Source organism: Rhodovarius lipocyclicus (assembly GCF_009900765.1).
Taxonomy (GTDB): domain Bacteria; phylum Pseudomonadota; class Alphaproteobacteria; order Acetobacterales; family Acetobacteraceae; genus Rhodovarius; species Rhodovarius lipocyclicus.
This window is the reverse complement of record NZ_JAAABL010000022.1, coordinates 13,669-33,742: the sequence shown is the minus strand read 5'-3', so window position 1 is coordinate 33,742 and position 20,074 is coordinate 13,669. Positions and strand designations below refer to the sequence as shown.

The following is a 20,074-nucleotide window of genomic DNA, read 5'->3' as shown; positions in this document are numbered from 1 at the left end:
GCGAGAGGCGATACACAGACGCGATATTCGAAAGGGCCCCGCCATGGCACTGACCGACGAACAGAAAGCCGAAATGGCCGAGGCCGCCGCCCAGCGCACGCCCACGGCGCGCCCGGTCTCGGCCGGGCTGGAGGCGATGCTGGCCCAGGCCATCCCCATCCTGGACCACGGCTTCGTGCGCGTGGTGGATTACATGGGCGACGACGCGGCGGTGGTGCAGGCCGCCCGTGTCTCCTACGGGCGGGGCACCAAGGCGGCGAATGAGGACCGGGGGTTGATCCGCTATCTGATGCGGCACCGCCATTCCACGCCCTTCGAAATGTGCGAGATCAAGTACCACATCAAGCTGCCCATCTTCGTGGCGCGGCAGTGGATCCGGCATCGCACGGCCAATGTGAACGAGTATTCGGCGCGCTATTCCGTGCTGGACAAGGAATTCTACATCCCCGCCCCGGCGCAGCTGGCCGCGCAAAGCGCCGTGAACCGCCAGGGCCGCGGCGACGTGCTGGAGGGCGAGGAAGCCGCCCACGTCCTGCGCCTGCTGCGCGACGACGCCGGGCGCAACTACGACCACTATATCGAGATGCTGAACGAGGATGAGACGGGCGCGACGCTGAGCGCCGAACGCTCCGGCCTGGCGCGCGAACTGGCGCGGATGAACCTCACCCTCAACACCTATACCCAGTGGTATTGGAAGACGGATCTGCACAATCTGCTGCATTTCCTGTCCCTGCGGGCGGACGCGCATGCCCAGTACGAGATCCGCGTCTATGCCGAGGCGATGATCGACACGGTGAAGGCCTGGGTGCCGCATTGCTATGAGGCGTTCCGCGATTACCGCATGGGCGCCGTCACGCTGTCGGCGCAGATGCTGTCGGTGGTGAAGCGCCTGCTGGCGGGTGAGGCGGTGGAGCAGCCGGCCTCCGGCCTGTCCAAGCGCGAATGGCGCGAGCTGATGGAGACCCTCGGGCGTGAGTGAGGCGCTGCTGGGCTTCTTCAGCCTGGCGAGCCGCCTGAAACACGTCCACCGCGCCGCCTTCACCGAAGGGCGGCCGGAAAACAGCGCCGAGCACGCCTGGCACGTCGCCCTGATCGCCGTGCTGTTGCACCCGGAGGTGACGCCCGCGCCGGACCTCGGCCAGGTGCTGTCCCTGATCGCGGTGCATGACGTGGTGGAGATCGAGGCGGGCGACACCTTCGCCTTCGATGAGCAGGGGCTGCAAACCCAGGCCGCCCGCGAACAGGCCGCTGCCGAGCGGCTGTTCGCCACGCTGCCGCCCGCGCAATCGGCCCGCATGCACGCGCTGTGGCGGGAATTCGAAGCCTGCGAGACGCCCGAGGCCCGCTTCGCCATGGGCTGCGACCGGTTGCAGGGCTTTCTGCAACAGGTGGATTGCGGCGCCCCCGCCTGGGCCGAGGTCGGCCTGACCAAGGCCCGCAGCCTGAAGCGCATGCAGCCCGCCATCGACCTGGGCGCGCCCTTCGCGCCGATGATCGAGGCGCTGTATGAGCGCGCGCTGGAACTGGGGCTGATGCGGCCGTGACGGTGGTGGTGTTCGGCTCGGCCAATGCCGATCTGATCTTTCGTGCCGCCGCCTTGCCCGCCCCCGGCGAGACCATCCTGGCCCAGGACAGCGCCGTGGCGCCCGGCGGCAAGGGGCTGAACCAGGCGGTGGCGGCCGCGCGGGCCGGCGCGCGGGTGGCGTTCCATGGTGCGGTCGGGCGGGATGCGAATGGCGCCATGCTGCGCGCCGCGCTGGAAACCGCCGGCGTGGCCACGCATCTGGCCGAGGTGGAGGCGCCGACCGGCATGGCCGCGATCGTGGTCGATGCGGCGGGGCGCAACCAGATCACGGTGGCGCCCGGCGCCAACCTTCTGGCCCGCGCGCCGGAAGACGTGCCGCCGGGCGCGCTGGTGATGTTGCAGATGGAAGTGCCGCCCGAGCAGAATGCCGCGCTGATCCGCCGCGCGCGCTGCATGCTGAACCTGGCGCCCGCCGCCGCGCAACCGGAGCTGGCCGCGCTAAGCTGGCTGGTGGTGAATGAGCCGGAGGCCGCCTGGCTGGCCGCGCAGCTGGGCACGGTGCCGGAGGCATTGTCGGAGACGCTGGGCATCGGCGTCGCGCGCACGCTGGGCGAGCGCGGCGCGGCCTATGCCGGGCCGGAGGGGCGGTTCGACGTCCCGGCCTTTCCCGTGGCGGTCACGGACAGCGTGGGCGCGGGCGATGCCTGGTGCGGGGCCTGGGCGGCGGCACTGGATGCACGCATGCCCATGGGGCTGGCGCTGCGGCGGGCCAACGCCGCCGGGGCGCTGGCCTGCACGCGGCCGGGCGCCTGGGCGCCGACCGCCGTCGAGATCGAAGACCTGCTTTAACGCCCCCCGTTCGCGCGGCTGCATTCCTGCAGGCGGCTCACCGCCGCGCCCACATCGCGGTCGAACATCACGGTGCCGCTGCGGATCCGGCCGTCCACCATCGCGCGCCACTGATAGCCACCGGCCCGGACAATCCGGCCGATCTGGTCCTTATCGACCGGAAGGACGAAGCGCTGCCCGTCCGAGACGGCATCCACCGGCTCTGTCGCGCCGCCGGCGATGAGGGTGGATTCACGATAAGGGCCGCGCGGAATGCCATTGGCGGGCACCGAGACATACATCTCGCCATCGCCGGTGCGGCCGACGATGTTCTCCGACCCCGCGAAGGCCCGGCAGATCACTCGGGTCTGGTGCGGCGCCTGGGAGAACCGCCAGGCGCCGATGTTCTGGCCGAAGGGCTCCTGCTGGGCCTGGGCGGTGCCGGCCCAGCCAAGCAGGGCGGCGATGATCAGGATGGGTTTCATGGGTCTCAGCCTCGGGACAGGATGAACTTGGTGGCGGTGGCGGCGCAGGGGGCGACGTTCACGGTGTAGGGGAAGGGCGTCTCGGGGCGCGCCATGGCCGGGATGGTCAGGCACATGCCCTCGGAGGAGCGGACCACGGCTTCCTCGGTGGAGGTGGCCTGGCTGGTCCAGCGGGGGGAGTTGGCGGCGCAGGGCTCGGCGATCAGCTCCGCCGGGCGGCCCATGCCCGGGGCCTCGATGCCGAGGCACAGGTTGCTGGAGAGGGTCAGCGCGCCGTCGGGGCCGCGCTGAACCAGCAGATCAGCCGGGACACGGCAGTTGCGCAGCACCATGCGGGTGCCTGCGGCAAGCGCGCCCTGCGGGCCGATGCAGGCCGTCAGGCCCGGGGTGATGGGCCACAGGGCGAAGCCGTCGGGTTGGGCGGCCTGGGCGGTGCGCAGGGCCTCCGGCGGCAAAGCCCGGGCGCAGATGCGGGCATTGGCGCCGACCCAGCAGGCACCCTGGCGGCGGACCTCTCCGATGCGGGTATGGGCGTGGGTGGAGGCGGGGTCCGCGTTCCAGCTGGCATCCGCAACGCCGGGGGCGGTGACGTTGACGGTGGCGAAGTAGTCCTGGCCGTTGACGCGGAAGCTGCCATCGGCCTCGGCGTCGAACTGGCATTGGCCGCGGATATAGGTGCGGCCGTTCACCGTCAGCTCGCAGTCGGCGGGGCGGGGCGCGGCCCCGGCGTCGTGACTTCGCAGGGCGAAAGCCGCAACCGCAGCGAGCAAAGCAACGGCAAGGCGCATCGGGCTCTCCAACCTCGGAATACTGGTAACGTTCCAGTGAACGGGGGTGAAAACAAGGCGGGGCGGTGATGTTTTCGGGCCTGCGTCGGGGGCGGGGCTGCCCAGCGCGGCCCGCGCTGGCCGCATGACATTTCAGCGACTAGCCTCGGCGGAACATTGCTGCGGGGCGCGTTGGCGCGACCGGAAATGTCGGCGGGCCCTGCCTGCCCGCAGCAATGCAACGGGAACGCGACAAGACAGGCCAGCGAGGGCACGCCCCGCACCGAAAGAGCCACTATGTCCGCCACCACCATCGATGCCGCGCCGGCCAATCCGCGATCGCGCGTGATCCTGGCCAGCCTGGTCGGCACGACCATCGAATTCTACGATTTCTACGTCTATGCCACCGCCGCGGTGCTGGTGTTCCCGCACCTGTTCTTCCCGGCGGGGAATGAGACGGCGGCGCTGCTCGCTTCCTTCGCCATCTTCGGCGCGGCGATGGTGGCCCGGCCGCTGGGCGCCATCGTGTTCGGGCATATCGGCGACAAGCGCGGCCGCAAGGTGACGCTGGTGGGCGCGCTGCTGACCATGGGCATCGCCACCTTCCTGATCGGCCTGCTGCCGACCTGGGAGATGGCGGGCTGGATCGCCCCCGCGTTGCTGGTGCTGCTGCGGCTGGCGCAGGGCTTCGCGCTGGGGGGCGAATGGTCCGGCGCGGCGCTGGTGGCGACCGAGAACGCGCCGCCGGGCAAGCGCGCCATCTATGGCACCTTTCCGCAGCTGGGCGCGCCCATCGGCTTCATCATCGCCAATGGGCTGTTTTTGATCATCGCGGCGCTCATGCCCTCTGGCGATCCGTCCCGGCCCTCGGCCGAGTTCATGAGCTGGGGGTGGCGGGTGCCGTTCCTGTTCTCTGTCGTGATGGTCGTGGTGGGGATGTGGGTGCGGCTGCACCTGGTGGAGAGCCAGGCCTTCCAGAAGACCGTGGACGACGGGCGGGTGCACAAGCTGCCGCTGGCCGCCGCCGCCACCACCTATTGGAAGGAGCTGGTGCTGGGCACCTTCTATATGCTGGCCACCTATGTGCTGTTCTATCTGATGACCACCTTCTCCCTCAGCTACGGGCGGGCGGGCGTGACGGCGGCGCTGCCGGGGCTGGGGTACGATTACCGCAGCTTCGTGCTGATGATGATCGTGGGCGTGGTGTTCTTCGGCGTGTTCACCCTGGTTTCCGGCCCCTGGGCAGACCGGTGGGGGCGGCGCAAGACCATGATCTGGATCACGCTGGCCATCGCGGTGTTCGGGCTGGTGTGGGTGCCGATGCTGGCCGGCGGCTTCGTGGGGGTGATGGCGTGGCTGGTGCTGGGCTTTTCGCTGATGGGGCTGACGTTCGGGCCGATGGGCGCGCTGCTGCCGGAACTGTTCCCGGCCAGCGTGCGGTACACGGGGTCCGGCATTTCCTACAACGTGTCGTCCATTCTGGGGGCGGCGGTGGCACCGTTCATCGCGGTGGCGCTGTGGAGCTATGGCGCCGGGAGCCCGTTCTGGGTGGGGGTGTATTTGAGCGCGATGGCGGTGCTGACGCTGGTGGCGTTGGTGTTGGGGCCTGAGACCAAGGATGTGGATATGGAGGGGTGAATACTGCTGACGTTCAGTCAACGCTCTAGCTTCCGATCGCTGACCGAGGCACGATGGGGCGTGTCCACAGAACATCTTGTCCCCGAAGACCTCCGCACCCTTTATAAAGTCCGCGAGTGGCGGAATGCCACCGGCGTCCTACAGACCGCATGCCCGGACGAATGGCAGGACATCATCGAGATCCTTCGAGCCTTCCGCCTCAAGAAGTCGGAAGTGCTATTGGCTGGCGGCGGCCTCTCGCCAATCTCCCAGCAGATCAACGGAGCCTTTAGCTCTCGAGGTTGGAAAGAGAAGAAGTTTGAGACAAAGATCGTGGTCGATGAGAAGGAGTATGTCAGCCCGACTCATCTTGTTGATTGTTTTAAAGGACGCGTCGCGCTTGAACTTGAATGGAACAATAAAGACCCATTTTTTGATCGGGACCTTAACAATTTTCGCCTATTGTTCGACCTCCGTGCGATCGACGTTGGGGTCATCCTGACGCGCGCTTCGGAACTCCAAGGCCTTTTCGACAAGCTTGGAAAGGGCCAGAGCTACGGCAACAGTACGACCCACCATACCAAGCTTTGGCCGCGACTGGACGGTGGAGGTGGCGGCGGTTGCCCTATCTTGACCTTCGCGATTACGCCGGAACTCTTTATTGATGATGGAGACGAAGCGCTCCAAGCAGCGATAGAAGCAAAGACTGCGCGGGATGCCAAACGCAAAATTCGGTCAAAGGTGCCAACTGGCGTTTCTCCTACCGCTGGAAGCGATAATGAGGAGCGTTAGGCACAGCTACTCGGCCGCAAAGAGCCTCCGCTGAGCAGCCGAATTGTGAGAATAGGTTGCCCAGGTCGGCTGGTAGCTTTCGTCCGCTTGGTTGCCCCAGGACGTCCAGCCTGGCAGCACACCACGCGCGAATAGCTCGATGCGCGGACCAGGGCTGCAAGCCTCAATGATGTTGTAAATCTCATCGGGCTTGCGTGAGTGCTCCCTCTTTCGAGTTTCAAGATAGTTCACTTGTGTGCGGCCGGGCTGGAGTGTGCGCGCATTTTTTCCACGTGTCCCGAACAGCAACAACTCGGTCACATTGCGGAAGTAAAAGCCGACGCCCCGCCCATCGCTTCCGCCATCCTTGCGGATCTTCCGCCAAACGATATTCGCCTTGTAGGTAAAGCCCCAGGCCTTCATGGTCTGTAGCCCATCCGGCAGAAGCGCGTTTGGTACCCAAAGATAGAGGTGCGCGGTCGGCGCGGCGATGTTCTGGACGGGTAGGGCACAGATGGCGGACAGATCCATCGTGCCGTACCGATTCAATCGACGATGCTCGGGGGCGACCTTCCCGGTTCGGTTCATGAACTGCCACGGCGGATCTGCCAAAATCGTGCTAAAGCGCTCGGCGCCAGCGGCGGCAAGCAGGCTCTCGGCAGGCCCGATCTCTTCGGCTTTCGTCATTGGGTGTCCTCACGCGAGGCAACGCCCGCTGTTCTCTCGTAGTGATCCCAAACCTCCACGAACAATTCGTTAGGCTCAAGGCCACGCATCGCGGCTGTTGCCTTGAAGCGTCGCTTCACACTGGATGGGATCCTGACCTGAAGTGGCTCTTTCGGCTCTGCGAAGAGCTGTAGCTCTACGGCGCCAATTGGAGAACGTGACATACACGCATGGTTGCATGCACGCATGCAACCATGCAAGGTGCAAAACCCAACGTTACCAAAATCAAACTCTCCTCACCAACCGCCGCGCCCTCTCCACCACCGGCAAATCAATCATCTGCCCCTCAAAACTCACCGCCCCCAGCCCCTGCCCCAACGCCACCTCAAACGCCGCGATCATCCGCTTCGCCCGGGCCAGCTCTTCCTCGCTGGCCCCATACTCCTCATTGATGATCGCCACCTGAGACGGATGCACGCAGCTCGCGCAGGCAAACCCGATGGCCCGCGACCGCCGCAGCATCGCCCGGTACCCCTCCAGGTCGCTCAACCCCGCCACGGTCCCGATGAACCCCAGCGGCAGCACCCCCGCCGCCCGGGCTGCCAGCACCCCCAGCCGCTTCGGCAAATCCAGCGCATCCGGCGTCGCCTCCGCGCCCAGATCCGTCGCCAGATCCTCCCCGCCGATCCCCAGCGCCACGATGCGCGGGTGCGCGCGCGCGATCTCCTCCGCCCGCAGCACCCCCGCCGCATCCTCCGCCAGCACCACCATCCCGGTCTGGCCGATCTCCATCCCGCGCGCGGCCTCGGCGCTCTCGATCAGTTCCGCCAGCAGCTTCACATGGTCCGCACCCATGATCTTGGTGCAGATCAGCGCCCGCACCCCGGGCATCACCGCGGCCTGGATATCCTGCACCGCCAGCTCCAGCGGGCGGTTCAGCCGCACCACCACATCCGCGCCATTGGCCGAAACCCGAGGCACCGCACCCGCCAGCGCCGCGCGCGCCGCGGGTTTTTCCGCCGGCGCGATGCTGTCCTCCAGGTCCAGGATGATGGCGTCCGCCCCGCGCTCATGGGCCTTGGCGATGAATTTCTCCCGCGCCGCCGGCACGTACAGCAGGGATCTCCAGTGCGGCAGGTTCTTCACGGCGGGTGTTCCTTCTCCCAATGCCGCGCGATATCCACGCGCCGGCAGACCCAGATATCGGGCATGGCCTTCACCCGGTCCAGAATGCGTTTCAGCCCGATGGCCCGCGCCGGGTGGCCGATGATGCGGTTGTGCAGCCCGACCGAAAGCATGCGCGACCCCGGCTCATGCAGCGCCATCTCGATGGCGCCCATGATATAGCGTTCGAATTCCTCGCCGGTGGTCAGCGCCGCGCGCTGGAAGCGCAAATCGTTGTTCACCAGCGTATAGGGCACCACCAGCCGCGGCTTGCCGATCGAGCGGTCCCAATAGGGCAGCTCATCGTCATAGGCGTCGCTGTCGTACAGATAGCCGAGTTCGCCCAGCAGCCGCCGCGTGTTCAGGCTGGGCGCGTAGCGGCAATACCAGCCGAGCGGCCTTTGCCCCGTCGTGTCCTCGATGATGCGCGTGGCCTCGGTCAGCGCCTGGCGCTCCGTCGCCTCATCCATGTCGGCGTGGCCGACCCAGCGCAGGCCGTGGCCCGCCACGTCCCACCCGGCCTCGCGGATCGCGGCGGCGGCCTGGGGCGTGCGTTGCAGGCTGCGCGCCACGGCGAAGACGGTGCAGGGCAGGCCGGCGGCCTGGAACAGCCGCCACAGCCGCCAGAACCCCACCCGGCTGCCGTACTGGAACATGGATTCCGCGCCCAGGTCGCGCCCCTGGGGCGGGATGGTGCTGCCCTCGGTCAGCGCGGCCTCGGTGGCGGGGTCGCCGTCGGGCACGCTGCGCTCGCCGCCTTCCTCATGGTTGATGACGAAGTTCAGCGCCAGCCGCGCGCCGCCGGGCCAGCGGGCCTCGGGCGGGTTGCGGCCATAGCCCTCGAAATCCCGGGTCACGGGACGGTGCCTGCCGGCAGGCCGGCGACGTAGTCCGCCAGCTCTCCGGGGCGGGTCACCCACAGGCGGTCGCGCTGGGCCATGATGTGGCGCAGCGCCTGGCGCAGCGGCCGCAGCCGGTGCGGCTGGCCCATGATGAAGGGGTGCAGCACCACGCTCATCACCAGGGGGCGCTTTTCGCTCTGGATCAGCATTTCCTCGAACTGGTCCACGATCATGTCGGCGAATTCGCGGCCCGTGTGGTGGCGGGCGACCATGGCCGGGCTGTCGTTCAGCTCGACGGAGTAGGGGACGGACAGGATGCGCCCGCCATCGCGCGTGTTCATCCAGATCGGCTGGTCGTCCACCGGCCAGTCCATGACATAGGTGAAGCCCGCTTCCTTCAGCAGGTCGAGCGTCACGGCCGATTGCGCGATATAGGGGCCGAGCCAGCCGCGCGGCTGGCGGCCGCCATTGTGCCGCGCCAGCACGTCGCGCGATTCCAGGATCAGCCGGCGCTCGTCCTCCTCCCACATGCCGTCCTGGCGTTCGGCGTTGGTGCGGCCGTGGCCGATGATCTCGTCGCCGCGCGCGAGCAGCGCGGGCGCGATTTCCGGGCAATGGTCCAGCACGGCGGAGTTGCAGTTGTGCCCGGCCGGGATCGCCAGCTCATCCAGCATATCCAGCAGGTTCCACAGGCCCACGCGGTTGCCGTAGTCCCGCCAGGCATAGGGGCGCTGGTTCTGCACCGGGTTCAGGCCGGTACTGTCGCTGCCCATGCCGGCGCGGAAGGCGAAATGCTCGATGTTGTTGACGACGAGCAAGGCTAGGTTGGTGCCATTCGCCCAGGAATAGGGCGCGCGGTGGATGATCGCGCTGTGCGCGTAGCGGGAATGGGCCGGGAGCTTCATGGGAATGATGCTCGCCCGCGAAACGTCATACCGCAAGTCGGAGTGGTATCCTTTACGGATGGGGGATTTTCCTCCACTCTCGGCCGCTTCCCGCCCCGAAGCAGCGACACCCGCCCTTCGCGCGGGATGCTTCGGGAGAAGCCAGACGTGATCCCCGCTTTGATGCCGACCTACAACCGTGCCGACCTCGCTTTCGTGCGGGGCCAGGGGGCGCAGCTGTGGACGGAGGATGGGCGACGATTCCTGGACTTCGGCTCGGGCATTGCCACCACCTCCATCGGTCATGCCCATCCGCATCTGGTGCAGGCCATCCAGGAACAGGCGGCGCGTGTGATGCACGTGTCCAACCTGTACCGGGTGCCGCAGGCGGAACAGCTGGCCGCGCGCCATGTGGCGAATTCCTTCGCCGACAGCGTGTTCTTCTGCAACTCGGGCGCCGAGGCGAATGAGGGCATGGTGAAAGCCGTGCGCAAATATTACGCCGAGAACGGCCAGCCCGAGCGCTTCGGCATGATCTGCTTCGAGGGCGCCTTCCACGGCCGCACCCTGGCCATGCTGTCCGCCACCGGCAACGAGAAGTATCTGGCGGGTTTCGGCCCGCCGGTGCAGGGCTTCAGCCATGTGCCCTTCGGCAACATGAACGCCGTCCGCGCCGCCATCACGGCGGAAACGGCCGGCATCATGATCGAGCCGATCCAGGGCGAGGGCGGCGTGCGCCCGGCCGATCTCGGCTTCCTGCGCGACCTGCGCAAGGTGTGCGACGAGTTCGGCCTGCTGCTGGCGATCGACGAGGTGCAGACCGGCATGGGCCGTTCCGGCAAGCTGTGGGCCCACCAGTGGGCCGGCATCGAGCCGGACGTGATGTCGGCGGCCAAGGGGATCGGCGGCGGCTTCCCGCTCGGCGCCGTCTTCGCCAAGGAAGCCGTGGCGAAGTATCTCAAGCCCGGCACCCATGGCACCACCTATGGCGGCGGGCCGCTGGCCTGCGCGGCGGGCAACGCCGTGCTGGATGTGATCCTGGCCGAGGGCTTCCTGCCCGAGGTGGACCGCATCGCCCGCAAGCTGTGGGACGGGCTGCTGGACCTTGCCGCGAAGCACCCCACGGTGATCGCGGGCATCCAGGGTGCCGGCCTGCTGCTGGGCATGAAGCTGCAGCCCGAGGTCAACAACGGCGACGCCCAGGCGGCCGCCGTGGCCGAGGGGCTGCTGACCGTCTCGGCGGGGATGAACGTGCTGCGTCTCGCCCCGTCCCTGATCGTGCGGGATGCCGAGGTGGAGGAGGCGCTGTCGCTGCTCGACCGCACCTGCCGCCGCCTGACGCCCAGCGAGGCAAAGGTCGCCGCGAAGTGATGGCGCATAGGGTTGGTGTGGCGGCTATGCGCCACGAGGCAAAGGATGCCTGCCGCCCGCTAGGGAGGCAGGCATGAGTGCTGCACTGAAGCAGGATACGACTGTCGGGGGGCCCAGCGCCCCCCGGCACTTTCTGGAGCTGATGGACATCGACAGTGGCACGCTGCGCCACATGATCGACCTGGCCAAGCGCACCAAGAAGGGCGAGTTCGCCGACAAGCCGCTGGCCGGCAAGACCATCGCGCTGATCTTCGAGATCCCCTCCACCCGCACCCGTGTCAGCTTCGAGGTGGGCATCCGCCAGCTGGGCGGCGAGCCCATCATCCTGACCACCCGCGACATGCAGCTGGGCCGTGGCGAGACCCCGGCCGACACCGCCCGCGTGCTGTCCCGCTTCGTCGATGCGATCATGCTGCGCACCACGGATGTGGAGAAGATCCGCGAACTGGCGGCCTATGCCACCGTGCCGGTGATCAACGGCCTGACCAATGTCAGCCACCCCTGCCAGCTGATGGCCGATGTGCTGACCTTCGAGGAGCATCTGGGCTCCATCGAGAACCAGGTGATCGCCTGGACCGGCGACGGCAACAATGTGGCCCAGAGCTTCATCCAGGCCGCCGCGCGCTTCAACTTCATCCTGCGCATCGCCACCCCGCCGGAGCTGGCCCCGCCGCAGGAGCTGATCGACTGGGCCCGTGGCCAGGGCGCGCGCATCGAGCTGACGAACGACCCCGTCGCCGCCGCGCGCGGCGCGAAATGCCTGGTGACGGACACCTGGGTGTCCATGAGCGACGAGAAGGAAGGCGAGATCAGCCGCCACAACCTGCTCAAGCCCTATCAGCTGAACGCGGCGCTGCTGAAGCACGCGGCGCCGGACGCCATCGTGATGCACTGCCTGCCCGCCCATCGCGGCGAGGAGATCACCGATGAGGTGATCGACGGCCCGCAGAGCGTGGTGTTCGACGAGGCCGAGAACCGGCTGCATGCCCAGAAGGGCGTGCTGTTGTGGGCGCTGGGGCTGGCCTGACCGCCATGTACCGCGTCACCCAGGGCAGCAACGCCCAACGCGCCGCGGTGCATGACTGGCTGGCGGGGCTCGATGCCCTGCCGCCCGAAACCGCCGATCGCGTCGTCACCGCCTGGGTCACCAGTTGGACGTCCTCCGAATGGGCGGAGCTGGGGGAGATTCCCTTCTCCGCCAAGGCGCCCGGCTATCCGCTGGCCAAGCATGTGAACGAGGTGACGCGCGCCGGCCAGGCGCTGATCCCGCGCGCGGAGGCCGATTGGGGCGTCGCGCTGGACCCCGCGATCATCCTGCCCATCCTGATCCTGCATGATGTGGACAAGCCCCTGCTGGCCGCGCGCGACGCGGAGGGCAAGGTGGTGAAATCCTCGCTAGCGGGGCGCATGCCGCATGGGGTGATCGGCGCGATGCTGCTGCGGGAGCTGGGTTTCGACCAGCGCGTGGTGGAAACCGTGGCGACCCACGCCACCGACGCGCCCTTCCACAATGACAGCGCCGAGGCCCATGTGCTGCATTACGCGGACCTGTTCGCGGCCGACCACGCCCTGCGGGCGCAGGGGCTGGTGCCGTTCTACCGGCGCTGATCCACGAACAGGCCCTTCAGCCCCCGCGCCAGCACATCCCGCAGCACCGGCAGTTCCAGCGCCACGCAGCCCTCGGTGGGCGCGAAATGCGGCCTGGCCACATGCAGGAAGATCGCGCTGCCCCGGTGCGGCACCACCGGCGCCATGTTCCAGTCCAGCACGCCGATCACGTCATACACCGCGTCCTCGCGCCACAGCCGCTCATGGCTGGCATCGTGGGGCAGGGGCACGGGGCGGTTGTAGTCGCGGTGGGTGGCGGCGTCGCACCAGCCATCCTCGGGCCCGATGGGTTCCACCGGCACGGCGCTGACCGGCCGCGCCACCCGGTCCGCCCGGTACAGCACGCGCAGCAGCCGCAGCGGGCCGGCGGGGGTGGCGCCGTCGCCCTCGCTCTTGTCCGGGCGCACGCCGCCCTGGCCCAGGGCGCAGCGCCAGGTCTGCCCCTGGAAACGGAACAGCCCCTCGGGCGAGACCTGCGCGATATCGGGCGTCATCTGGTTCATGCCACAGCGGTATTGTCACCTGGGGCGGCTGTCCAGCGGCGATAGGCGGCCATCGCCTGCTCCGGGCTGGTGGCATAGGCCAGCGCGGTGCCACTCATGCCGGGGCTCAGCAGCGGGTCCGGCTGGCCGGCCAGATGGGCGCGCATGCGCGCCACCGGCTGGAACTGCTCCACCGCCGCGCTGGCGGCCGCGCTCATCATGCCCGGCACGCCGCCGAACAGCGCGCCCCCCAGCACCCGGAAGGCGGGCTGGATCTCATCCCCGGTCACCGCGCGGTAAATGCTGCCGACCACGGGAATATGCTGCAGCGGGTTCAGCGCGCGCAGCATTTCGTCGAAGGTGGTGTGGCCCTGGATGGGCATCGCCGCGTCGTCATTCAGCGGCGGCCCGCCATCCGGCATGGGCGTGTCCCGCCACACATGGGCCGAGGCGATGCTGAGGCGGACGGGATCGGAGATCATGCGGCCTGCCCAGCAAGCCGCATGCCAGTGCGCTCAGAACCGGATCTGCGTCGCCAGGTAGAAGGTGCGCCCCTGCCCGGTGCCGGTGGTGCTGAGGAAGGGGGTATAGGCCTCGTTCAGCAGATTGGTGATGCGGAAGCTGACGTCCCAGTCATCCGTGATGCGATAGTTCGAGAACAGGTTGACGATGTTGTACGGCTTGCCCCCCTGGCTGGCGACGCCGGCCGTGAAGCTGCTGTTGGTGCCGGCCACCGTGCCGCCCGAGACGTAATTGTACCGCGCGCCCACCGTCAGGCGCTCCCGCAGGAAGCGTGCGCCGGCATCCACGCTCAGCACATGGTCGGGCATGTACTGGCTGGCGCCCAGGCCTGGGATCTGGCTGGGCAGGTTGGAATGCATGTTGGTGTAGCTGACGCCGCCGAAGGCCAGGCCCGCATCGTAGCGCGCCTCCAGCTCGAACCCGTTCACCTGGGTGCTGCCGGCGATGTTGCTGAAACGGTATGCGCGCGACGCCGCGACATAGCTGGCGGCGATATAGTCCTCGACGTTTTTGATGAAGTAGTTGGCGCGGAAACGCAGGCTGTCGCGCTCCGTCAGCAGGGCCTGGCGGCGCATGTTCACGCCGAATTCCCACCCCTGGGAGACCTCGGGCCGCAGATTGGGGTTGGGCAGGTAGCTGCCGGAGACGGTGCCCGGATGGCTGCCGCCCAGCATCGTCTCCTGCACCGTGGGCGCGCGCATGGAGCGGCCCCAGCTGACATAGGGCTGCAGCCAGTTGGTGACGTTCACCGCCAGCGTCACCTTGGGGTCCACCGCGCCGGTGGAGGTGTTGACGCTGTAGGAACCGGCCCTGGTGCTGGTCACGCCCGACCCGTTCAGCCAGTAATGATCGTAGCGCAGCCCGGCGGTCAGATCGACGATGCCGTAGCTGAAGGTGGTGTTGGTGAACACGCCCAGCAGCGCGCTGGTGCCGCTGGCCGGGTTCACGCCGCCATTGGTGCCGCTGACATCGTCGTGGAAATACTCCACGCCATTCACGCTGCGCACCGCGATGCGGCCCAGATGCCCGCGTGAGGTGTTGGAGATGTCGAAGCCCACGCCATCGTCCTGGATCTCCCGGCCCAGGGCGCTGGTGCTGCTGCCGCCCGTGTAGCGCATGCCCAGCTGGTTGTAGTAGGCGTTGACCCTGAGATCGACCAGCTCATGCCCCGGATTGTAGCGGTAATTGGCCGAGACGGTGCGGTTGGTCACGTCCTGCCAATAGGAATTGGCGTAGAAATAGTTGTCGTAGAACACCGACCCGATCGAGAGGCTGTGCGCCCCGTTGGTGAAGTTGGCCCGCACCAGGCCCGAGAGCAGATCCTGGCTGGTGCCGGCCACCGCATGGCCATAGCCGTCGTGATACAGGTTGGAGTTGCGCTTGCTGATGGCGCCGACGAAGCCGACATGTTCCGTGCGCACGCCGGCCGCCAGCATGTTGCTGAACAGCGTGCCATTGGTGCCCCAGGACAGCCGGGCCAGCCCGCCATAGGTCTGGCCCGGGCGCACCACGTCATCCACGTTCAGGGTGCGGAAATTCACCGAACCGGCCAGCGCGCCGCCGCCGACACCCGTCACCTCGCCACGGGTGATGTCGATGCCGGCGAGCAGGTTGGGGTCGATATAGGTGAAGCCGCCGGCCTCATGGCTGGTGAAGCGGAAGCTCTGCCGCACGCCGTCGATCGACATGTTCACGCGGCCGGACCCCTCGAAGCCACGGATGTTCACGGCGACACCCGGCTGCTGCGCGTTTTCCCGCGTGAAGGTGCCGGGGATGGTGCGCAGCACGTCATCCAGCCTGCCGCTGCCTTCGAGGTTGAGGCGGGCGCTGTCCACGGTGGTGGTGTCGGTGGGCGCCTGGGCCTCGACCAGCACGGGGTTGAGCTGGACGCCGGTTTGGGCGCCCGCTGGCGCGGCGAGGGCCATGGCCAACACCGACCCGCCGGTGAGGAGGGTATGGCGGAAAGTCTTTTCGGTCACTGGATTGAGCCTCAATGCGTGATTGATGAGATCACACACCAGAAGGGCAAGCGGAAGCATGTTCAGAATCCAGTAAAGGAAACGAACGACCATCGTTACTGCAACTTCTGATCTGCGATATGCCCCGATTTTTATTTATGAATGCGCAATGATTCGGTCAATGGGAATTATTGCGGCCAGAATACTCTATTCGTTACATGTGGGCGCGAAGGCGCACCCAGGGTTTCCGCTGCCCGGCTTCGGCATGGAGTGGTTTATCGCTAATGAGAGTCATTTGCAATAACTGCGGGGCGAGGCGCTTGCGCCGATCCACCCCTTGCATCCGGCGCGGCAACGCGGCACCAACCGCGCATGAGCGACAACACCCTGCCGGACCGCCTCTCGGTCGATCCCTCCAGCCCCTTCCACAACGCGGAACTGCTGCAAAGCGGCGTGGGCATCCGATTCAACGGCGTCGAAAAAACCAACGTCGAGGAATACTGTGTCTCCGAAGGTTGGGTGCGCGTCAGCCTGGGCAAAACCGTGGACCGCCGCGGCAAACCGCTGACCCAACTCCTCAAAGGCAAGGTGGAGCCGTTCCTGAAGCCGGAAGGCTGATCAGGACAGGATGCGCCGGGCGGGGCGGTCGGACGTGAGAGGGGCTTTGCCCCCCTCACGTCCGACCGCCCCGTCCAGCGCACCCCTGGCCTTACCGGCCCACCGCTTTCAGGGGCTGTTCCATCCGGGCCTTGAGGGCGTTCAGTTCGGCCCGGATTTGCGCGATTTCCTCGCCCAGCGGGTCGGCGTCCGTGTGGCGTGGCATGCCGTAGCCCACGGTGGGCTCGTCGCAGCGTTGGGGTGAGCGGGCGGGGATGCCCACCACGGTCACGCCTTCGGGCACGTCTTCCACCACCACGGCGTTGGCGCCCACGCGGGCCTGGCGGCCCACGGTGATGGGGCCCAGCACATGGGCGCCCGCGCCGATGACCGCGCCGTCCAGCACGTCCGGGTGGCGTTTGCCGGGTTTCAGGCTGAGCCCGCCGAGAGTGACGCCCTGGTAGATCGTCACGTCATCCCCGATGATGGCGGTGCCGCCGACCACCACGCCCATGCCGTGGTCGATGAACAGCCGCCGGCCGACCTGGGCGGCGGGGTGGATTTCGATGCCGGTCAGGAAGCGCGCGAAGTGCGAGGTGAAGCGCGCCGCCCCCGGCAGGCCCCACTGGTGCAGCCGGTGGGCCAGCCGGTGCCACAGCACGGCATGGACCCCGGGATAGCTGAAGATGACCTCGAACCAGGTAGGCCGCGCCGGGTCTCTCTCCCGGATCGATCGGCCGAGTTCGATAAGCTCCATCACTCCAATCCTTGGAACAGTGCTGTCGAGAGGTAGCGTTCCGCGAAGGAGGGGGTGATACAGACGATGCGCTTGCCGGCGTTCTCCGGCAGGGCCGCCAGGCGCAGCCCCACCGCCAGGCAGGCGCCGGAGCTGATGCCGACGGCGAGGCCTTCGGTGCGGGCGGCGCGGCGGGCGGTGGCGATGGCCTCGCGCTCGGTGGCGGTTTCCACGCCGTCGAGCAGCTCCAGCTCCAGCACCTTCGGCTTGAAGCCGGGGCCGATGCCCTGGATGCCGTGCGGGCCGGGGTCGTCGCCGTGCAGGATGGCGCTTTCGGCGGGTTCGATGCCCAGCACCTGCAGCCCGGCGCGGCGTGGCTTCAGGGCGCGGGCGATGCCGGTCATGGTGCCGCCGGTGCCCATGCCGCCCAGGATGATGTCCACATTCCCCGCCGTGTCGGCCCAGATCTCCTCGGCCGTGGTGGCGGCGTGGATGTCCGGGTTGGCGGGGTTGTCGAACTGGCGGGCGATCCAGGCGTGAGGGGTGGCGGCCGCGATTTCCTCGGCGCGGGCGATGGCGCCCGCCATGCCCTTGGCCGAGGGGGTGAGGATGAGCTCCGCCCCCATCAGCCGCATCATGCGCCGGCGCTCGATGGACGCGCCCTCGGGCATCGTCACGATCACGCGGTAGCCCAGCGCGGCGCCGACGAAGGCGAGGCCAATGCCGGTGTTGCCGGAGGTCGGCTCGATGATGACGGAGCGGCCGGGCTGGATGGTGCCGTCGGCCTCCGCCGCGCGGACCATGGCCAGCGCGATGCGGTCCTTCACGGAACCGGCCGGGTTGAAGAATTCCAGCTTCAGCAGCAGCTCGGCCTTCAGCCCGTCCTCCGCCGTCAGGCGCGGCACGCGCACCAGGGGGGTGGCCCCGATCGTGTCCAGCACGCTGTCATAGATGCGGTTGCGGAAGGTCGCGGAGGGGGGCGTCAGAGCATCCATGGCGGCACCGGCAGGTTCTTGGAACGAAGGAATTCCGGGTTGAAGAGCTTCGATTGATAGCGCGCGCCGCCGTCGCACAGGATGGTCACCACACGGTGCCCCGGCCCCAGCCGCTTCGCCACCTTGATCGCGGCCGCCACATTGATGCCGGCGCTGCCGCCAATGCAAATGCCTTCGTGCTGGGTCAGGTCGAACACTTGCGCCAGGGCTTCCTCGTCCGTCACCTGCAGCGCGTCGTCGATCGGCGCGCCTTCCAGGTTGGCGGGCACGCGGCCCTGGCCGATGCCCTCGGTGATGGAGCTGCCGGACATTTCCAGCGTGCCGTGGGTCTTCCAGGAATACAGCACGCTGCCCATCGGGTCCGCCAGGGTGACGCGGATGGACGGGTCGCGTTCCTTCAGCGCCATGGCGATGCCGGCCAGCGTGCCGCCGGTGCCGCAGCTGGTGGTGAAGGCGTCGATCCGGCCGCCGGCCTGTTCCCAGATCTCGGGGCCGGTGGTCAGGCGGTGGCCTTCGCGGTTCGCCAGGTTGTCGAACTGGTTGGCCCAGGTCCAGCCATTCTCCTCCGCCAGCCGGCGGGAGACATGGACGTAATTGCCCGGGTCCTTGTAGGGCTTGGCGGGCACCAGGCGCAGGTCGGCGCCGATCATGCGCAGGAAGTCGATCTTTTCCTGGCTCTGGGTTTCCGGCATCACGATCACGCTGCGGATGCCCAGCGCGTTGGCCACCAGGGTGATGCCGATGCCGGTGTTGCCGGCCGTGCCCTCCACCACCGTGCCGCCGGGGGCGAGGCGTCCCTGGGCGATGGCGTCCTGGATGATGGCCAGGCCCGCGCGGTCTTTCACGCTGCCCCCGGGGTTCATGAACTCGGCCTTGCCGAGTATGTCACAGCCGGTGGCCGCGCTGGCGCGTTCCAGCCGGATCAGCGGCGTGTTGCCGATGGCGCCGAGCAATCCGGCCGCGATCGGGGATTTTTTGGTTTCGACTGGCGTATCCACCGGCGGTTCTCCCTTATCACGAACCGAGAGAGTGTATTATGGGTGGAAATCGAGGCGTTTCACAGAGGGGGTTCAGGAATGCTGCTGCAGAGCAGACCGGCGCTGGCGATTGCGGTCGTGGTGGATGTGGCCCTGCATGGCGGGCGCGGCACCGTTTCCGCCGCTGATATCGCGGAACGCCTGGGCCTGGCCCGGCGCGGGCTGGAGCCCATCCTGCAACCGCTGTCGCGGGCGGGGGTGCTGAATTCCACGCGCGGCCCTTCGGGTGGCTATCGCCTGGCGCGGCCGCGGCGGGGCATTTCGGTGGGGGAGATCATCCGCGCCGTGCTGCCCGCGAAGGAGGAAGAGGCCGAGGGCGAGAGCAGCGCGCTGTTCACCCAGGTGGTGGCGCCGTTCTGGAGCGAGATGGAGGAGGAGACGCTGGCGCGCTTCGACGCCATCACGCTGGACAAGCTGGTGCGCCGGGCGGTGGGCGCGGGGCTGACCCCCGCGCCGAGTGAGCCGATCAGCTTCGTGATCTGAGGGGGCGGCGCCCCCTCACTTCACATCCACATAGCGCAGATAGGGCTTCACGGCCTCCCAGCCCTGGGGGAACAGGGTCTTCGCGTCCGCGTCCGACACGCTGGGCACGATGATGGCGCGCTGGCCGGGCTGCCAGTTCACCGGGGTGGCCAGCTTCGCGCGGTCCGTCAGCTGCAGGCTGTCGATCACGCGCAAAATCTCCTGGAAGTTCCGGCCGGTGGAGGGCGGGTACAGCAGGCTGAGGCGCAGCTTCCGGTTCGGGTCGATCACATACACCGCGCGCACCGTCACCGACGGGTCGGCGTCCGGGTGGATCATGTTGTAGAGGGTGGCGACCTTCTTGTCGGAATCCGCGATGATCGGGAAATTCACGGCGTGGCCCTGGGTTTCCGCGATGTCGGCTTCCCAGCCCGCATGGCGGTCCAGCGTATCGACCGACAGGCCGATGACCTGCACGCCGCGCTTGTCGAATTCGGGCTTCAGGCGGGCCGTCTCACCCAGCTCGGTCGTGCAGACCGGCGTGTAATCCTTGGGATGGCTGAACAGGACGGCCCATTTGCCGCCCAGCCATTCGTGGAAACGGATGGGGCCCGTGGTGGTCTCGGCCTCGAAATCGGGCACGATCTGGCCCAGCTGAAGGGACATGGGGGGCACTCCGGCCGTGTGATGGTTTTTCCTCGGCTGGCACTGTGCCTGAATTCAAATAACGTTGACAAGTCGTTTTTACGGACTAATT

Annotated in this window: 23 protein-coding genes; 10 read left to right on the top strand and 13 right to left on the bottom strand. The window is 67.7% G+C overall.

Annotation, left to right across the window (positions count from 1 at the left end):
- The first annotated feature begins 43 nt into the window (after nt 1–43).
- The 3 genes from thyX to GT007_RS14440 are packed head-to-tail and all read left to right on the top strand — an operon-like array spanning nt 44 to nt 2,374.
- On the top strand, nt 44–979 hold the full coding sequence (thyX, locus tag GT007_RS14450) for an FAD-dependent thymidylate synthase (protein WP_160122335.1): 936 nt from the start codon (nt 44–46) through the stop codon (nt 977–979).
- Complete coding sequence (locus tag GT007_RS14445; RefSeq protein WP_160122334.1) at nt 972–1,544, top strand: HD domain-containing protein; 573 nt, start codon at nt 972–974, stop codon at nt 1,542–1,544. Before thyX ends, GT007_RS14445 begins: the two co-directional genes overlap by 8 nt.
- Nucleotides 1,541–2,374, top strand: coding sequence for a ribokinase (locus GT007_RS14440; protein ID WP_160122333.1), 834 nt, complete (start codon nt 1,541–1,543; stop codon nt 2,372–2,374). Before GT007_RS14445 ends, GT007_RS14440 begins: the two co-directional genes overlap by 4 nt.
- Here GT007_RS14440 and GT007_RS14435 read toward each other — a convergent pair.
- The gene (locus tag GT007_RS14435) at nt 2,371–2,838 is read right to left on the bottom strand and encodes a hypothetical protein (protein ID WP_160122332.1); all 468 of its coding nucleotides are present in this window, start codon (nt 2,836–2,838) and stop codon (nt 2,371–2,373) included. The genes GT007_RS14440 and GT007_RS14435 overlap by 4 nt on opposite strands.
- A 5-nt stretch (nt 2,839–2,843) precedes the next feature.
- Nucleotides 2,844–3,626 carry a hypothetical protein gene (locus GT007_RS22890; protein ID WP_160122331.1) on the bottom strand — a complete coding sequence of 261 codons (783 nt, stop codon included), beginning with the start codon at nt 3,624–3,626 and terminating at the stop codon, nt 2,844–2,846.
- 276 nt (nt 3,627–3,902) lie between these two features.
- Here GT007_RS22890 and GT007_RS14425 point away from each other — a divergent pair, with 276 nt between their 5' ends.
- Nucleotides 3,903–5,243: an MFS transporter gene (locus GT007_RS14425; RefSeq protein ID WP_160122330.1), complete on the top strand. Its 1,341-nt coding sequence runs from the start codon at nt 3,903–3,905 to the stop codon at nt 5,241–5,243.
- 60 nt (nt 5,244–5,303) lie between these two features.
- Entirely contained in the window at nt 5,304–6,014 is a 711-nt protein-coding gene (locus GT007_RS14420; RefSeq protein WP_160122329.1) for a BglII/BstYI family type II restriction endonuclease, read from the top strand.
- Nucleotides 6,015–6,020: 6 nt separating this feature from the next.
- On the opposite strand, the gene GT007_RS14415 is transcribed toward GT007_RS14420, so the two are convergent.
- The 4 genes from GT007_RS14415 to GT007_RS14400 form a co-directional block, all read right to left on the bottom strand.
- Nucleotides 6,021–6,680, bottom strand: a complete 660-nt coding sequence (locus GT007_RS14415; protein WP_160122328.1) for an MT-A70 family methyltransferase — start codon at nt 6,678–6,680, stop codon at nt 6,021–6,023.
- A 264-nt stretch (nt 6,681–6,944) separates the two neighbouring features.
- Complete coding sequence (locus GT007_RS14410; RefSeq protein ID WP_201451925.1) at nt 6,945–7,805, bottom strand: HpcH/HpaI aldolase/citrate lyase family protein; 861 nt, start codon at nt 7,803–7,805, stop codon at nt 6,945–6,947.
- Nucleotides 7,802–8,680 (bottom strand): polysaccharide deacetylase family protein, encoded by an 879-nt coding sequence (locus tag GT007_RS14405; protein ID WP_160122326.1) that lies wholly within the window; start codon nt 8,678–8,680, stop codon nt 7,802–7,804. Before GT007_RS14405 ends, GT007_RS14410 begins: the two co-directional genes overlap by 4 nt.
- A complete protein-coding gene (locus GT007_RS14400) occupies nt 8,677–9,570 on the bottom strand; it encodes a polysaccharide deacetylase family protein (protein WP_160122325.1) in 894 nt (297 codons plus the stop codon). The genes GT007_RS14405 and GT007_RS14400 overlap by 4 nt, the downstream gene beginning before the upstream one ends.
- Nucleotides 9,571–9,717: 147 nt before the next feature.
- Between GT007_RS14400 and GT007_RS14395 the strand changes: the two genes are divergently transcribed.
- The 3 genes from GT007_RS14395 to GT007_RS14385 all read left to right on the top strand — a co-directional run bounded on the left by GT007_RS14395 (nt 9,718) and on the right by GT007_RS14385 (nt 12,528).
- Nucleotides 9,718–10,920, top strand: a complete 1,203-nt coding sequence (locus GT007_RS14395) for an aspartate aminotransferase family protein (RefSeq protein WP_201451924.1) — start codon at nt 9,718–9,720, stop codon at nt 10,918–10,920.
- A gap of 73 nt (nt 10,921–10,993) precedes the next feature.
- Nucleotides 10,994–11,947: an ornithine carbamoyltransferase gene (argF, locus tag GT007_RS14390; RefSeq protein WP_160122324.1), complete on the top strand. Its 954-nt coding sequence runs from the start codon at nt 10,994–10,996 to the stop codon at nt 11,945–11,947.
- Nucleotides 11,948–11,952: 5 nt separating this feature from the next.
- Entirely contained in the window at nt 11,953–12,528 is a 576-nt protein-coding gene (locus tag GT007_RS14385; protein WP_160122323.1) for an HDIG domain-containing metalloprotein, read from the top strand.
- On the opposite strand, the gene GT007_RS14380 is transcribed toward GT007_RS14385, so the two are convergent.
- Genes GT007_RS14380 through GT007_RS14370 form a run of 3 tightly spaced genes read right to left on the bottom strand, consistent with a single transcriptional unit; the run spans nt 12,516 to nt 15,511 of the window.
- Complete coding sequence (locus GT007_RS14380; RefSeq protein ID WP_201451927.1) at nt 12,516–13,022, bottom strand: L,D-transpeptidase family protein; 507 nt, start codon at nt 13,020–13,022, stop codon at nt 12,516–12,518. The two genes, GT007_RS14385 and GT007_RS14380, sit on opposite strands and share 13 nt — an antisense overlap.
- 5 nt (nt 13,023–13,027) lie before the next feature.
- Entirely contained in the window at nt 13,028–13,492 is a 465-nt protein-coding gene (locus tag GT007_RS14375) for a hypothetical protein (RefSeq protein ID WP_160122321.1), read from the bottom strand.
- 33 nt (nt 13,493–13,525) lie between these two features.
- Nucleotides 13,526–15,511: a TonB-dependent receptor domain-containing protein gene (locus GT007_RS14370; protein WP_160122320.1), complete on the bottom strand. Its 1,986-nt coding sequence runs from the start codon at nt 15,509–15,511 to the stop codon at nt 13,526–13,528.
- A gap of 351 nt (nt 15,512–15,862) precedes the next feature.
- Here GT007_RS14370 and GT007_RS14365 point away from each other — a divergent pair, with 351 nt between their 5' ends.
- Entirely contained in the window at nt 15,863–16,108 is a 246-nt protein-coding gene (locus GT007_RS14365) for a DUF3297 family protein (protein WP_160122319.1), read from the top strand.
- 91 nt (nt 16,109–16,199) lie between these two features.
- Here the strand turns inward: GT007_RS14365 and cysE are convergent, their stop codons facing one another.
- From cysE to GT007_RS14350, 3 genes are read right to left on the bottom strand one after another with little or no spacing between them, the layout of a single operon-like run.
- Entirely contained in the window at nt 16,200–16,844 is a 645-nt protein-coding gene (gene cysE, locus GT007_RS14360) for a serine O-acetyltransferase (RefSeq protein ID WP_160122318.1), read from the bottom strand.
- Nucleotides 16,844–17,818, bottom strand: coding sequence for a cysteine synthase A (cysK, locus tag GT007_RS14355; RefSeq protein WP_160122317.1), 975 nt, complete (start codon nt 17,816–17,818; stop codon nt 16,844–16,846). The genes cysE and cysK overlap by 1 nt, the downstream gene beginning before the upstream one ends.
- Nucleotides 17,806–18,816 (bottom strand): cysteine synthase A, encoded by a 1,011-nt coding sequence (locus GT007_RS14350; protein WP_160122316.1) that lies wholly within the window; start codon nt 18,814–18,816, stop codon nt 17,806–17,808. Before GT007_RS14350 ends, cysK begins: the two co-directional genes overlap by 13 nt.
- 78 nt (nt 18,817–18,894) lie before the next feature.
- On the opposite strand from GT007_RS14350, the gene GT007_RS14345 reads away from it, so the two are divergent.
- Nucleotides 18,895–19,338: an RrF2 family transcriptional regulator gene (locus GT007_RS14345; RefSeq protein ID WP_160122315.1), complete on the top strand. Its 444-nt coding sequence runs from the start codon at nt 18,895–18,897 to the stop codon at nt 19,336–19,338.
- Nucleotides 19,339–19,353: 15 nt separating this feature from the next.
- Here GT007_RS14345 and GT007_RS14340 read toward each other — a convergent pair whose 3' ends face one another.
- The gene (locus GT007_RS14340; protein WP_160122314.1) at nt 19,354–19,983 is read right to left on the bottom strand and encodes a peroxiredoxin; all 630 of its coding nucleotides are present in this window, start codon (nt 19,981–19,983) and stop codon (nt 19,354–19,356) included.
- Nucleotides 19,984–20,074 lie beyond the last annotated feature (91 nt).